11 protein-coding genes are annotated in these 13,509 nt (G+C 69.4%); 4 read left to right on the top strand and 7 right to left on the bottom strand.

From position 1 onward, the window contains the following. Nucleotides 1-225 precede the first annotated feature (225 nt). On the top strand, nt 226-2,505 hold the full coding sequence (locus DA075_RS05295; RefSeq protein ID WP_099952330.1) for a lytic transglycosylase domain-containing protein: 2,280 nt from the start codon (nt 226-228) through the stop codon (nt 2,503-2,505). Between the two features lie 263 nt (nt 2,506-2,768). Here DA075_RS05295 and DA075_RS05290 read toward each other — a convergent pair whose 3' ends face one another. The 3 genes from DA075_RS05290 to DA075_RS05280 all read right to left on the bottom strand — a co-directional run bounded on the left by DA075_RS05290 (nt 2,769) and on the right by DA075_RS05280 (nt 6,566). Beyond that, complete coding sequence (locus DA075_RS05290) at nt 2,769-4,298, bottom strand: hypothetical protein (protein WP_123834149.1); 1,530 nt, start codon at nt 4,296-4,298, stop codon at nt 2,769-2,771. Nucleotides 4,299-4,772: 474 nt separating this feature from the next. Beyond that, nucleotides 4,773-5,510: a Crp/Fnr family transcriptional regulator gene (locus DA075_RS05285; protein WP_099952328.1), complete on the bottom strand. Its 738-nt coding sequence runs from the start codon at nt 5,508-5,510 to the stop codon at nt 4,773-4,775. 312 nt (nt 5,511-5,822) lie between these two features. After that, the gene (locus tag DA075_RS05280; protein ID WP_232386242.1) at nt 5,823-6,566 is read right to left on the bottom strand and encodes an IclR family transcriptional regulator; all 744 of its coding nucleotides are present in this window, start codon (nt 6,564-6,566) and stop codon (nt 5,823-5,825) included. A 208-nt stretch (nt 6,567-6,774) separates the two neighbouring features. Between DA075_RS05280 and DA075_RS05275 the strand changes: the two genes are divergently transcribed. Both DA075_RS05275 and DA075_RS05270 read left to right on the top strand, forming a co-directional pair. Further along, nucleotides 6,775-7,635 (top strand): 2,4-didehydro-3-deoxy-L-rhamnonate hydrolase, encoded by an 861-nt coding sequence (locus tag DA075_RS05275; protein ID WP_099952326.1) that lies wholly within the window; start codon nt 6,775-6,777, stop codon nt 7,633-7,635. A gap of 4 nt (nt 7,636-7,639) precedes the next feature. Beyond that, nucleotides 7,640-8,389, top strand: a complete 750-nt coding sequence (locus DA075_RS05270; RefSeq protein ID WP_099952325.1) for an SDR family NAD(P)-dependent oxidoreductase — start codon at nt 7,640-7,642, stop codon at nt 8,387-8,389. A gap of 333 nt (nt 8,390-8,722) precedes the next feature. On the opposite strand, the gene DA075_RS05260 is transcribed toward DA075_RS05270, so the two are convergent. Further along, entirely contained in the window at nt 8,723-9,019 is a 297-nt protein-coding gene (locus DA075_RS05260) for a DUF5397 family protein (protein ID WP_244936506.1), read from the bottom strand. Between the two features lie 94 nt (nt 9,020-9,113). On the opposite strand from DA075_RS05260, the gene DA075_RS05255 reads away from it, so the two are divergent. Beyond that, nucleotides 9,114-10,448 carry an MFS transporter gene (locus DA075_RS05255; protein ID WP_232386245.1) on the top strand — a complete coding sequence of 445 codons (1,335 nt, stop codon included), beginning with the start codon at nt 9,114-9,116 and terminating at the stop codon, nt 10,446-10,448. Nucleotides 10,449-10,566: 118 nt separating this feature from the next. On the opposite strand, the gene DA075_RS05250 is transcribed toward DA075_RS05255, so the two are convergent. The 3 genes from DA075_RS05250 to DA075_RS05240 form a co-directional block, all read right to left on the bottom strand. Further along, nucleotides 10,567-11,316 (bottom strand): proteasome-type protease, encoded by a 750-nt coding sequence (locus DA075_RS05250; protein WP_099952324.1) that lies wholly within the window; start codon nt 11,314-11,316, stop codon nt 10,567-10,569. A gap of 205 nt (nt 11,317-11,521) precedes the next feature. Next, the gene (locus DA075_RS05245; RefSeq protein ID WP_099952323.1) at nt 11,522-12,391 is read right to left on the bottom strand and encodes a transglutaminase family protein; all 870 of its coding nucleotides are present in this window, start codon (nt 12,389-12,391) and stop codon (nt 11,522-11,524) included. A 102-nt stretch (nt 12,392-12,493) separates the two neighbouring features. Continuing rightward, on the bottom strand, nt 12,494-13,438 hold the full coding sequence (locus DA075_RS05240) for an alpha-E domain-containing protein (protein WP_099952322.1): 945 nt from the start codon (nt 13,436-13,438) through the stop codon (nt 12,494-12,496). Between the last annotated feature and the right edge of the window lie 71 nt (nt 13,439-13,509).

Below are 13,509 nucleotides of genomic sequence, written 5' to 3'. Positions count from 1 at the left end.
GTCCGGCGTCCGACACATAGGGCCTCGAGCGCTGACGCGCAAACGCTCCGGCATGCGGCCGTGAGGGCCTGCGCGCAGACGCTCCGGCGCCCGGTTCATCGCGCGCAAACGCACACGCAACGCCCCGCGTTCCGGCACCACCGGAAGCCAGGGTTAATCGCTTCTTAACGTGGCGCTCCCACCATGGGCGTCCGGTCTTTCGAGCTCTCCAGGGGAACGGGAACCATGCTGCTCTCGCCTCGACGGCGCCGCCTCGCGGTCCTCGCCCTCACGGTGTCCGGCGCCGCGCTGACCTCGCTGTCGGCGCTCGGCGGCTCGACCGTGGCGGCCCCGCCGGACGCTCCGGTTCCGGCGGCGGCCCTGCCCGCCGCGGCGGCCCTGCCCGCGGCCGCCGCCCGCGCGGTCGAGCGGAGCGACGAGGACGGCCTGCGCCCGAGCACGGCGGCGGAGCGGCTGCCCGCGACGGCTGCGGCCTTCGCCGCCGCCGATCCGGAGGTGCCGATCCCCTTCCCCGCCCCGGACGCGGCGATCAACCCCCCGGCCCCGGTGCCGAGCGTGCCCGATCCGGGCCGGCCGGTGCTCGGCACCGAGGTCGACGGCCCGGCCCTGCGCGGCGCGGTCGAGGCCTATCGGCGCGGCCAGGTGAGCGAGGGCGACCGGATCCGCGACGGGCTCAAGGACCCCGCCGCCCGCGCCCTCCTCGACTGGGTGGCGATCCGCGCCGGGGCCGGCATCGGCTTCGAGCGCACGGTCGCGTTCATCCGCGACAACCCGGACTGGCCGGTCGGCGCCATGGTGCGCCGGCGCGCCGAGGAGGCCCTGCTCTCGCAGCGCAAGTCCCCGTCCGTGGTGCGGGCCTATTTCGCCGCCCGCCGGCCGCAGAGCGCGCCGGGCAAGTTCGCCCTCGCTCTCGCCTTCAAGGCCGACGGGCTCTCCGAGGACGCCGCCGGCCTGGTGCGCGACCTGTGGCGCGAGGACACGTTCGGCCGCACCCTGGAGCTGAAGGTCCTCGACGCCTTCCCGGGGCTCATCGGCGAGGTCGATCACCGCTACCGCATGGAGCGGGCGCTGATGCGGGAGGACTGGGACACCGCCGGCCGTGCCGCGTCTTACGCCGGCAAGGCCTACGGCACCCTGGTGCGCGCCCGCCGCGCCGTCGAGGCGAAGGCCGCGAATGCCGGGTCCGCCCTCGACGCGGTGCCGCCGAGCCTGCGCCAGGATTCCTCCTTCCTGTTCTCCCGCGCCCAGTACCTGCGCCGCCTCGACAAGCCGGCGGAGGCCGCCGCCGTGATGGCCCAGGCGCCGCGCAATCCCGAGGTCCTGGCCGATCCCGACGAGTGGTGGATCGAGCGCCGCATCGTCGCCCGCAAGCTCCTCGATGCCGGCGACGCCCGGGTGGCCTACGCGGTCGCCGCCGGGCACAGCGCCCGCTCGGTCGAGAAGCGTATCGAGGCCGAGTTCCACGCCGGCTGGATCGCCCTGCGTTTCCTCCACGACGCCGCGCTGTCGGCGACGCATTTCGCCACCGCCGCGGCGATCGCCGAGACGCCGATCTCGGTGGCGCGGGCAGCCTATTGGCAGGGCCGCGCCGCGGAGGGCATGGGCCAGGCCACGGAAGCGCGCGCCTTCTACGAGCGCGCGAGCGCTCAGCCGATCGCCTATTACGGCCAGCTCGCCCGGGCGAAGCTCGGGCAGAGTTCCCTGGCCCTCCGGCCGTGCAGCACCCTCGACGAGGCCGCCCGCACCGCCTTCGAGAACCGCAACGCCGTGCGCGCCCTGCGACTGCTGGCGGCGGCCGGCCTCAAGGAGCTGATGCTGCCGCTCTACATGGACTTCGCCCAGCGCCTGACCGAGCCGGCCGAGCTCAACGCGCTCGGCGACGTCGCGATGTCGCTCAACGATCCCCGCGCCCTGGTGGCGATCGGCAAGACCGCGGTGCAGCGCGGCCTGCCCCTCGACCGGCACGCCTACCCGACCAACGGCATCCCGTCCTACGAGGCCTCCTCGGCGGTGCCGCAGGTCGAGCGCGCGATGGTCTTCGCCATCGCCCGGCAGGAGAGCCAGTTCGACCCGCGGGCGCAATCGAGCGTCGGCGCCCGCGGCCTGATGCAGATGATGCCCGCCACCGCCCAGCGCACCGCCCGCCGGGTCAGCGCCGCCTTCGACACCGACCGGCTGACCAGCGACCCGGCCTACAATGCCCGCCTGGGCCAGGCCCATCTCGGCGAGCTGATGGAGGATTGGCGCGGCTCCTACATCCTCGCCTTCGCCGCCTACAATGCCGGCGGCGGCAACGTGAAGAAGTGGATCGACGCCTACGGCGATCCCCGCAACCCGAGCGTCGACCCGGTCGACTGGGTCGAGCGCATCCCCTTCACCGAGACCCGCAACTACGTCCAGCGGGTGACCGAGAACCTCCAGGTCTACCGCAACCGCCTGGCCGAGGCGGGGGATGGGCGCAGCGCGCTGTTGATTGCCGATGACTTGAAGCGCGGGGTGCGGTGAGGCGCGACGCCGCCTGATCGGTTCTGGAGCCGATCAGGCGGTGTCCCCCTCTCCCCCGCGCGGGAGAGGAGCATTCTGCGCGTCTCGATGCGAGACGCGTGGTCCTGACGTCGATCCCCGATGATGACAAACCGCATGACGGCATCGCCCGGATCGCATTGCGATCGGCCGATGCTCCGGGTTTCCGATATCGTTGCCTTGTCCGACGGACCGATCTCCGCTTCGTCGGACAAAGGCTCCCTGGGATCACCCGCGCCCGGCGGTCACTTCGAGACGTCGGGTTTCGGCAGCGGTGCGCCGGTGTATTGATTGAAGGGCGTGGCCATCGATGGCCGCATCAACATCACCGGGGCATTTTGCTGGTTCGTGGCCGTCGCGGCGTACCACAGTGGCAGCGACTTGAACGAGAACACCTCGTCGAAATCGGTCGCGATCGAGCCCGCATCCATCGGGACGGTGCCGAGCCGGTTCTGGAACCATTTCATCCATTCCGCCGATCCCGGCGCCGGCGAGCAGATGTAGTTGCCACCTGGTGCCGGCTTGCCGTCGTTGCCGCATTCCTCGAACGGCGCGCGTTCACCCGGTTGCGGTGGATAGGACGGCAACAGGAACGTGACCATCTTGTTTTGTTTGGGGTCCCACTGCGACGTGCTGTGGCAGCTCATGCAGCTGGAATTGGGCGCATTGTCGAAAGTCTTCCCGTTGACGGCGATCGGATTGGTGGCGCCGTCGTTCGGCCCGGACAGCCGGCCGCCCCAGCCGAGTGTCTGCGTCGAATAGGTCGGTGCCTGGGGGTTGATCCAGTTCTCGGTCATCAACGCCGGATTTCCTCCGGCTTGCGGATCGTTGCCCCATTGCGCACCAAGCGGGACCATCTTGTCCCAGACGTCGCCGGGGGCCGAGCTGTCATAGACCAGGGTCGTGAAGACCCATCCGGTCTGCGGCGCGGACTGGCTGTCCTTCACGATGATGTCGAACTGCGCGACATAGCCGGTCCAGAGCTGCGGCGACGGTTGCGGGTTGTCTTGCTGCTGGGCCACGGGCGTGAACAGGCGCCACGGTTGCGCCCCCTGCATCGCCGTCCACCAGTTCGTTTCTTTCTTCGGGTCCGTCGAGTAGAAGATGGCTGCCTTGACGATGATCGACCCCTCGTCGAACTGGAACGCATCGGTCGAGATGGTCGGGGTCATCGCTGTTTTGCCCCAAACCTTGTTCAGGGAGTAAGCGGCCCGCTCGTCGTAATAGGTCACGACAGTCGTTCGAAAGGTCGCATCGAGGCCCGTGTTCGGAAAGATGCCCGGTCCGAACTGTCCGGCGGTGTAGGCGCCATGGATCGGCTCGCGCAGGCTGCCGAGCCACGGCTCGTTGTACCAGCCCGCCTTGGCGGCATCCCACTGGTCGTAATTCATGATCAGCGATCGCCCGTTCTCGGTGACCGCCTTCTTCACGGCTGCGGTATAGGTGGCAGCGTTGGCGACGGTGATCGGCTTGTTGCCGATGGCGACCTGCCAGGGCGCGTTCGTCATCTTCGAAGGCGGCGACGTCGGCCAAGCATGATTGAGCTGGAAGAACGGCCCCGCATATTGACTCGGAGGCGGCATCTGGCCGGAATTGTTCTGGAACGGCGTCGCCTTCTGCAAGGCTTGCAGGTTGAGCTGCAGCATCTGCTGAAAGGCGCGACCGGCCGTCTCAGCCGACGACTCGATCGGGACGAGACATGACAGGCTCAGTCCCAATGCGCAGGCGAAAGTCAGGCGACGCCCCGCTCCGCTTGTTTGAGGGAAAATTTCCAAGACAGGTCTCCCGACCGAGAGATTCGGAAAAATCACGTTTGCGTGATGACTTCGGCATTCAACATTATATCATTCGAAGTGCAATGGATTTTTTGGGCAGGATTTTGCAAAAATCATTTGCAATTAACGACAAAATGACATCGAGAAAAATCGCACTGTCTTTGATCTAACGTATAATCAAATATATCGACGATGAGAAATAGGTATTAAAACTTTATACAAGCTGGAAAAGTAGAGCAGATCGCAGGCATGCGTTGCGATACCCTCTATGCGAAGTCTGTGCGGGTCGACGGGAGGGATGGGGGCACGGTCGCCGGGTTCAGGCAGGGCTGCGAGCCGGCATCGAGCGGCCATCCCGGTGGCGGAGCTCTCCGATCCGGCCATGGCGCGGATCCGCCGTCGTACCTCGGCGCCGAACGGCCACGGCCTTCCTGGCCGGCCTCGCCCGGAGGCAGGCCGGATCCGGTGTCGCCGTCAGCACCCCGCCTCGAACCGCTCGCCTTCGTAATCCAGGTGCAGGTAATCCGGATCGAACCGGGCGATCGCCGTCAGGGCGTCGAGGTCGGGAATCGCGAGCAGCTTGTCGCGCCAGTCGATCAGGCCGGCGAGGCGCAGCTCGCGCAAGGTGCGGTTGACGTGCACGGCCGAGAGGCCCAGCGCGTCGGCGAGCTCGACCTGGGTGATGGGCAGCTCGCATCGGCCGTCCCGCACCCGCTCGACGGCCTGCTGGCGCACGAACAGCTCGCAGAGCAGGTGGGCGACGCGCTCCAGCGCGGTGCGCCGCCCGATATTGACCAGCCATTCGCGGTGGATGGCAGCCGTCACCAGAACCTCCCACCACAGGGCCCGGGTCAGCCGCGGATCGGCGTTGAGCATCTCCTGGAGCAGGTCGCGCGAGATCTTGGCCACCACGACCGGGGTGAGCGTGCCGAGGGCGTGGTCCATGCGGCGCAGGAGGAAGATGTTGAGGTCGCACAGGTCGCCCGGGATCAGGAACGACATGATCTGGCGACCGCCATCGGCGAGCTGCTTGTAGCGGCAGACCCAGCCGGCGAGGATGAGGTTGACGTCGCAGGGTTCCTCGCCCTCGGCGATGATGTCCTGATGCGCGTCGTAGTTGATGATCCGGGCGGTCGCGGCCTGGTGCAGGAGGCGCTTGTCCGCCTCGCTCAGGCGGGTGAACCGTTCGAGCTTCCGGATCAGCGGATTCATCCTGCACCCCTCCGGCCCGCAGCTCGGCAGCGCGAGTTTCCCGTCGTTCCGGACGGGAAGTTAGCGTCTGCTGCGATCCAGTAAAGCGCCCGGCGGAGCGCTCACATGAGGTGGGTGCAACGTTGGGTTCCGGGTGCCTGAACTGGCAACCGCCTCCGTCTCCGATGCGGAAGGACCCCGCGCGAGGAGGTGGTGCGAGCAATGTCTCTCGGATGGCCCGGAGTTTGTTTCGGGGCCATCAGGGCAGTCGCGGTCGCGCAGACCTGCGCCCCCGCCCGCCCCTCCGCGCCCTGCCCGCATCCGGTGCGCCGGCTAACCCGCCCACCCCAGATCCCGGCTGATCGCGGCGGCGACCGCCTGGACCGTCCCGGCCAGGGACTCCATCCGGGCCTCGTCCATGTACTGCACGGTGCTCGTCACGCTGAACGCCGCGACGATCGCGCCGCTCGCGTCGCGGATCGGGCCGGCGACGCAGCGCACCTCGGGCTCGTTCTCCTCGCGGTCGTAGGCGATGCCCCGCGCCGCGTAGGCCCGCATCCGGTCGAGCCACGTCTCCAGGTCCGGGCTGTGGCCGCCCCGCGCCGCGCCGAGGCGGTGGAAGCCCCGCCAGCGCGCCTCGTCGAGATCGAGGATCAGGGCCTTGCCGAGGCCCGTCGACCAGACCGGCTGGCGCTCGCCGACCCGTGAGCTGATCTCGATGCGCCGGCGCCCCGGCAGCTTGTCGAGATAGAGCGCCCAGTCGCCTTCCAGCACGCCGAGATGGATGGTGTCGCCGCATTCCGCCGACAGGCGCTCGAGATGCGGCCGCGCCACCCGGGTCACCGGCGCCGCCTGCTGGGCGCGAAACCCCAGTTCGACGAGCTTGGGGCCCAGCGCGTACCCCTCCCGCGGCGCGAAGGTGAGGTAGCGCTGCTCGACGAGGGCCGCGGCGAGGCGGTGGGTGGTGCTGCGCGTGGTCCCGAGCGACGCCGACAAAGCCGCGAGGTCCCGGGCGCCGCCCGCCACCGCCTCCAGGATGGCGAGGCCGCGCAGGAGCGTCTGGCTCCCCGGCGCCACGCCCGCCTCCGCAGTTGACGGCTTCGATCGCATCGGCGTATCGTCCCACATACAAGAACAAGATCCCACTATATGGGATCGAATGGTGCGGCGCCAGGGCCGTGCCGGAGGAAACCGAAGCGATCGACCCCTCCGTCCCGCCCTGCCCCGCGCCCCTACACCCGCGCGCCGTGCGGCGCGTGCCCGGATTTCACGGAGGTTCGACCCGATGAAGCTGTTGCGCTACGGCCCCGCGGGCCAGGAGAAGCCCGGCCTGCTCGACGCGGAGGGCCGCATCCGCGACCTGTCCGGCCACCTCGCCGACCTCGGGCCCGACGCGCTCGGCCCGGAGGCGCTGGCCCGCCTCGCGGCGATCGATCCCGGCAGCCTGCCGGTGGTCGAGGGCGCGCCGCGCCTCGGCACGCCGGTGGCCGACGTGGGCAAGTTCATCGCCATCGGGCTCAACTTCGCCGATCACGCCGCCGAGTCGAACCTGCCGGTGCCGAAGGAGCCGATCGTCTTCATGAAGGCGATCAGCTCGCTGTCGGGCCCGAACGACGCGGTGATGCTGCCGAAGGATTCGGTGAAGAGCGACTGGGAGGTCGAGCTCGGCATCGTGATCGGCCGCCGCGCATCTTACGTCGAGGAGGCGCAGGCGCTCGACCACGTGGCCGGCTACTGCCTCGTCAACGACGTCTCGGAGCGCGAGTACCAGATCGAGCGCGGCGGCACCTGGGACAAGGGCAAGGGCTGCGACACCTTCGGGCCGGTCGGTCCCTGGCTCGTCACCTCCGACGAGGTGGGCGATCCGCAGGCCCTCGACATGTGGCTCGACCTCAACGGCCGCCGCATGCAGACCGGCAACACCCGGACGATGATCTTCACCTGCGCGCAGATCGTCGCTTACGTCAGCCGCTTCATGACCCTGATGCCCGGCGACATCATCACCACCGGCACGCCCCCCGGCGTCGGCATGGGGATGAAGCCCGAGCCGGTCTTCCTCAAGGCCGGGGACGTGATGACGCTCGGCATCGAGAAGCTGGGCGAGCAGCGCCAGGACGTCACCGCCTGGCAGCGCCGGGAGGCGTGAGAGCATGACCTTCCCGAACCGCTTCGAGGGCCGCACGGCCCTCGTCACCGGCGGTGCCTCCGGCATCGGCCTGGCCGTCGCCGCCCGCCTCAGGGCCGAGGGTGCCACGGTCGCCCTCTGGGACCTGAACGCGGAGGCGCTGGAGAAGGCCAGGGCCGAGAGCGGCGCTGCCGACACGCGGGCCCTCGACATCGCGGACGCGTCCGCGGTCGACTCGGCCATGCGCGAGACCCTGGCGGCGCTGGGCGGCCGCCTCGACGTGCTGGTGTGCAGCGCCGGCATCACCGGGCCGAACACCACGCTGCGCGACTACCCCGTCGACGCCTGGCAGCGGGTGATCGACGTCAACCTGAACGGCTTGTTCTACTGCAACCGCGCCGCGGTGCCGGCGATGGAGGCGGGCGGCTACGGCCGCATCGTCAACGTCGCGTCGATCGCCGGCAAGGAGGGCAACCCCAACGCCTCGGCCTACTCGGCCTCCAAGGCCGGGGTGATCGGGCTGACGAAGTCGCTCGGCAAGGAGCTGGCGAAGTCGGAGATCCGGGTGAACTGCATCACCCCGGCGGCGGTGCGCACCGCGATCTTCGACCAGATGACGCAGCAGCACATCGACTTCATGCTGTCGAAGATTCCGATCGGCCGCTTCGGCGCCATCGACGAGGTGACGTCGCTGATCTGCTTCCTGGCGAGCGAGGAGGCCTCATTCTCCACCGGTGCCGTCTTCGACGTGTCGGGGGGACGGGCGACGTACTGAGCGAGACGCCCCCGCCCGGGCGGGGGCGATCCCGCTCTTCTCTGCCGGAGGTCTCTAAGCTTTCACGGTCGAGGTGAAATCGGACCATTGCTCGACCTGGAACGCCCGGATGTCTCCTACGCAAAGCGGGAATCACGCCAAGGCTTTGAGCGCCGTGATCGCCGCAAACAGCTTGGCCAGATCCTCAGTTTTGCTGACGTCGAGGCTGCCCTGGATCCAGTCGAAACCATGTCCGGCAAGACGGGATCGGATGTCCGCATAGGCTTGGGCGACGCCTCGCGGGTGATGCTTTTTGCGCCTCGGCCACCACGGGATCGAACGCGATAGCGAACATCATTGCTCCCGAGGATCGTCGAGAATGTCCGTGAAGCGGTCATCCACTTCCTCGCCCGTCTCGACGAGCCGCACGCGCATGAGGCCGTCATCGTCGTCCAAGGTCTGCCCGACCCGGACGATCTCGTAGACCGGGCCTGTCACGCCGAAGCGCCGCCAGATCCCGATCAGGCAAGTCCCGATCGGGCAGGTCCCGATCAGGCAAGTCCCGATCAGGTTCCGTGGCTGCGGCAGGGGTCTCGATACGGTGCGCCGTATCACGCCGCGATCGTCCCCGGTCGAGGCGCAGGGTGCCACGCCCCGGGGTCCGGACGTCGACCGGCCACGCTTTCCACATCGCCCGCCGGCCCGCCCCCTCGCGCGCCGTCCGGCTTTTCATCGAGAGGACCCCATGACCACCGCCCCCATGGCCGCCGTCGCGCATGTATCCGCGGCGGCGAGCCGAGATCCTGACCTGCGCCGACGCGTGCTCGCCAAGCTCCGGCCGCGCATCGTGCTCTATTGCTTCGTCCTGTTCATCATCAACTACCTCGACCGGGTGAACGTCGGCTTCGCGGCGCTTCACATGAACAAGGATCTCGGGCTGTCGGCCACCGCCTACGGGTTCGGCGCCGGCATCTTCTTCCTCGGCTACATCCTCTTCGAGGTGCCGAGCAACATGATCATGCACCGGGTCGGTCCCCGGCGCTGGATCGCCCGGATCATGGTGAGCTGGGGCCTCGTCTCCGGCGGCATGGCCTTCGTGCAGGGCGAGTGGAGCTTCTACGCCATGCGCTTCCTGCTCGGGCTGGCCGAGGCCGGCTTCGTGCCCGGGATCCTGCTCTACCTCACCTACTGGTACCCGGCCCGCGACCGCGCCAAGGCGACGGCCGGCTTCATGACCGCGACGGTGCTCTCGAGCGTGATCGGCGCGCCGCTCTCCGGCTGGATCCTCGCCAGCAACCCGACCTGGCTCGGCCTCGCCGCCTGGCAGTGGCTGTTCATCATTGAGGCCGCCCCCGCGGTGATCCTCGGCGTCGTGACCTTCTTCTACCTCGTCGACCGGCCCGAGGACGGGCGCTGGCTCGATGCCGAGGAGCGCGCCTGGCTGATCCGCACGCTCGCCGAGGAGAACCGCCAGGTCGAGAGCGTCGGCTCGCACGAGTTCCGCACCATCTTCCGCGATTACCGGGTCTGGCTGCTCACCCTCGTCTACATGTTCAACGCCGTGGCGGTGTACGGCGTGGTCCTGTGGCTGCCACAGATCGTGCGCAGCATCGGCGGCCTCACCGACCTGCAGACGGGCTTCGTCACCGCGATCCCTTTCGTCTTCGCGGCGATCGGCCTCGTGGTGGTGGCGCGCTCTTCCGACCGGACCGGCGAGCGCAAGTTCCACACCGCCCTCTCGGCGCTGATCGGCGGCCTGTTCCTGGCGGCCAGCGCCGTGGCGCCGACGCCGCTCCTCAGCCTGCTCCTCCTCTGCGCCGCGGCTTTCGGGGTCTGGGCGTTGCTCGGCGTGTTCTGGGCCCTGCCGACCCAGTTCCTCACCGGCGCGGCGGCGGCCGGGGGCCTGGCGATGATCAACGGGCTCGCCCAGATCGCCGGCTTCGGCGGCCCCTATCTGGTGGGGTGGATCCGCGATGCGACGCAGAGCTTCACGCCCGCGCTCCTCACCCTGGCGGCCGGGCCGATCATCGCCGCCTTCCTGTGCCTCGCCGTGCGGGTGCGGCGCGAGCCGGCGGCCTGACGCGACGCCGCGCGGGCCTGAGGCCCGCGCGGCGTTCCGCCCGGCGCGACACCAGCGCCGAGGCCCGTCCCACAACCACGACCTCGGGACGAGGTCGCGGGTGAACGTGGAGGCCGCCCTACTTCGTCCCCGGCCCGTAAGGCGGCCGCGGGATCGCCCGGTGGGCCGCCCGCAGGGCCGCCGACCAGCGCTCGCGCAGGTCATGGAAGTAGGGCTCGCCGGCCTCGATCCGGTGCAGCACCTCGGTGTCGCAGGTGTTGCGGCGGATCACCGTGAGGTCGATCGGCAGGCCGACGCCGAGATTCGACCGCATGGTCGAATCCATCGAGACCAGGCCGACCTTCAGGGCGTCGTAGATGTCGGTCCGGTAGGTCACCGCACGGTCGAGGATCGGCTTGCCGTATTTGTGCTCGCCGATCTGCAGGAACGGCGCGTCCTGGCTGCAGGCGATGAAGTTGCCGGCGGAGTAGATCATGTAGAGCCGCATCGGCCCGTCGCCGATCTGGCCGCCGAACAGGAACGACACCTCGAAGCGCAGCTGCGCCGCCTCGAAGCCGGCGCGCTCGATCGTCCGCACCTTGCGGATCGCGCGGCCGATGAGCTGCGCGGCGCGGAACATCGTCGGCGCCTCGTAGATCGTCTCCGGCTTGCCGGTATCGGGATCCTCGACGCCCTCGGTCAGGAGCGAGAGCACCGACTGGGTCACCGAAAGGTTGCCGGCCGAGGCGAGCGCCAGCACCCGCTCGCCAGGCGTGGTGAACATGTGGAGCTTGCGATAGGTCGAGATGTCGTCGAGCCCCGCATTCGTGCGGGTGTCGGCGATCATGACGAGACCCTCTTCGACCAGGATCCCGACGCAATAGGTCATCGCTCACCGCCCCCCAGCGATCTCAGGCGTCGATCTCTGGCGCCGATCTCAGGCGCGAACGGTCCGGCACCGCGCGCGGCGCCACCCTGGCGCAGCCCGGTTCCCGAATCCAGCCGATTCCGCTGCCGCCGGGTGAGGTCGCCCGCGCCTATCGCGGCGGGGCCACAGGGAGGTGTCGCCCGCGAGCCTGCTACCCTTGGGCCTGCTACCCTTGGGCCTGCACCTGGCCCTGCACCTGCGACAGCTGGGTTTGCTGGGCCTGCGCCTGCGCCCGGGCATCGTCGACCCGCACCCGCACCGTCATGGTCTCGGTGCCGCCGCCGGTGCGGCTGCCGCGGACCGGGGCGGCGTCGAGGTAGTCGAGGCCGATCGCCACCCGCAGATGCGCCTCGGTCACCGCGATGCCGTGGGCCGGATCGAACCCGACCCAGCCGAGATCCGGCACCCGCGCCTCGACCCAGGCATGGCCGGCCTCCTGCTCCGCCGTGTCGGGCCGCCAGCAATAGCCCGAGACGTAGCGGACCGGGATCTCGAGGTGACGCGCCGCCGCGATGAAGACGTGGGCGAGGTCCTGCCCCACCCCCTTGCGCAGGGCGAAGGCCTCGGCCGCGGTGGTGGCGGTGCCGGTCGGGCCGGGGGCGTAATCGACCGCCTGATGGACGGCGGCGAGCAGGCGGTGCAGCCGATCGAGCCGGTCGGTGCTCTCCCCCGCCGCCTCGTCCGCGAAGGTCCGGATCGCCTCGTCGGCGACGGCGAAGCGCGATTCGCGCAGGTAGAACGCGTCCGGCAGCCATTCGGGCGTGCCGCGCATTACCCCGTGGGTCTCGCTGGTCTCGACCTCGCCGGTGACCCGGATGGTCAGTGTCTCCTCCGGGCAGTCGGCGCTGAAGACGTGGACGACGTTGCCGAAGCCGTCCTCGCGCCGGCTCAGGCGGCCGTCCACGGTCGGCTCGATACGCCAGGCGCGCACGTGCTGGCCGTCATGGTCCCGCGGCGTCAGCCGCAGCATCTGGATCAGGCCCCGGGCCGGGCTGTCGTATTGGTAAACCGTCTCGTGGACGACGCGGATGCGCATGGTGTCGCGATGCTCGCTGTCACGTCGAAGCTGGGCTGTGCGGGGCGGTCATACACCGTCCCGCGGATGGGCGAAACCTTGGGAGATCGTCCGAATCCCCCCTCAGCCCAGATATTGCTCGATCACCGCCGCCCCGAGGCGGTTGTTCTCGGCGATGAAGTCCTGGATGAACTCGTGCAGGCCGGAGGCGAAGATCTCCTCCACCGTGACGTCGTCGAGCCGGGCCAGCATGCCGCGGGCGAGGCGCTGGCTCGGGCCGCGGCGGCCATAGGCGTCGGCGATGCGGTCGAGGTTGTTGACCAGCATCTCGTAGCAATTGGCGAGGGAGCGCGGCATCTCGCGGTTGAGGATCAGCAGGTCGGCCACCAGCCAGGGCTTGATGCTCTCGCGGTAGACCCAGTGATAGGCGGTGAGCGCCGACACCTCGCGCAGGATCGTGGTCCACTGGAAGTAGTCGAGGCTGCCGCCGACCCGCTCGGTCTCAGGCAAGAGCACGTGGTACTTCACGTCGAGGATGCGGGCGGTGTTGTCGGCGCGCTCGATGGCGATGCCGAGCCTTGTGAACCAGTAGGCGTCGTTGCGCAGCATCGTGCGGTAGGCCGAGCCGTCGAAGGCGAGCGACACGCTCTTCACCCAGTCGAGGAAGCGGGCGAATTCCTCCCGGGTCATGTCCCGGCCCTCGAAGCTGCGCAGGTGCAGGAAGGCCTCGTTGATCGCCTCCCACATCTCGCTCGTCAGCGCGGTGCGCACGGCACGGGCGTTCTCCCGGGCGGTCTGCAGGCAGGAGCGGATCGAGGACGGGTTGTTGGGGCTGAAGGCCAGGAAGTCGCGGACGGTGTGCTCGTTGACGCTGTCGTAGAGCGGGCGAAAGAGCTCGATGTTGCCGGCCGAGGCCAGCGCCGATTCCCACTCGTTGGCGTCGCCGCCGCCGTAATTGGCCGGCAGGGCGGAGAGGCGCAGGGCCGCGTCGAGGATGCGGGCGACGAAATCGGCGCGCTCGGCGTAGCGCGAGAGCCAGTACAGGTTGTCGGCGGTGCGGGAGAGCATGGCGGGGCTCGAGGCTCACGCTGTGGCGGTGCGGGCGGACCGGGCCGGGAGGCCCGGCGGACTCTCGAAAG

It is taken from the genome of Methylobacterium currus, from assembly GCF_003058325.1.
In the GTDB taxonomy this organism is placed as follows: Bacteria; Pseudomonadota; Alphaproteobacteria; order Rhizobiales; family Beijerinckiaceae; genus Methylobacterium; species Methylobacterium currus.
Note: the sequence above shows the minus strand (reverse complement) of the source record. Positions and strands in the feature narration are given on the sequence as shown.

What these genes read in the sequence shown, in the direction of transcription:
- DA075_RS05295 (WP_099952330.1), top strand. Translation starts at nt 226, where the DNA reads ATGCTGCTCTCGCCTCGACGGCGCCGCCTCGCGGTCCTCGCCCTCACG.
- DA075_RS05285 (WP_099952328.1), bottom strand. Translation starts at nt 5,510, where the DNA reads ATGAATCCGCTGATCCGGAAGCTCGAACGGTTCACCCGCCTGAGCGAG.
- DA075_RS05275 (WP_099952326.1), top strand. Translation starts at nt 6,775, where the DNA reads ATGAAGCTGTTGCGCTACGGCCCCGCGGGCCAGGAGAAGCCCGGCCTG.
- DA075_RS05270 (WP_099952325.1), top strand. Translation starts at nt 7,640, where the DNA reads ATGACCTTCCCGAACCGCTTCGAGGGCCGCACGGCCCTCGTCACCGGC.
- DA075_RS05255 (WP_232386245.1), top strand. Translation starts at nt 9,114, where the DNA reads ATGACCACCGCCCCCATGGCCGCCGTCGCGCATGTATCCGCGGCGGCG.
- DA075_RS05250 (WP_099952324.1), bottom strand. Translation starts at nt 11,316, where the DNA reads ATGACCTATTGCGTCGGGATCCTGGTCGAAGAGGGTCTCGTCATGATC.
- DA075_RS05245 (WP_099952323.1), bottom strand. Translation starts at nt 12,391, where the DNA reads ATGCGCATCCGCGTCGTCCACGAGACGGTTTACCAATACGACAGCCCG.
- DA075_RS05240 (WP_099952322.1), bottom strand. Translation starts at nt 13,438, where the DNA reads ATGCTCTCCCGCACCGCCGACAACCTGTACTGGCTCTCGCGCTACGCC.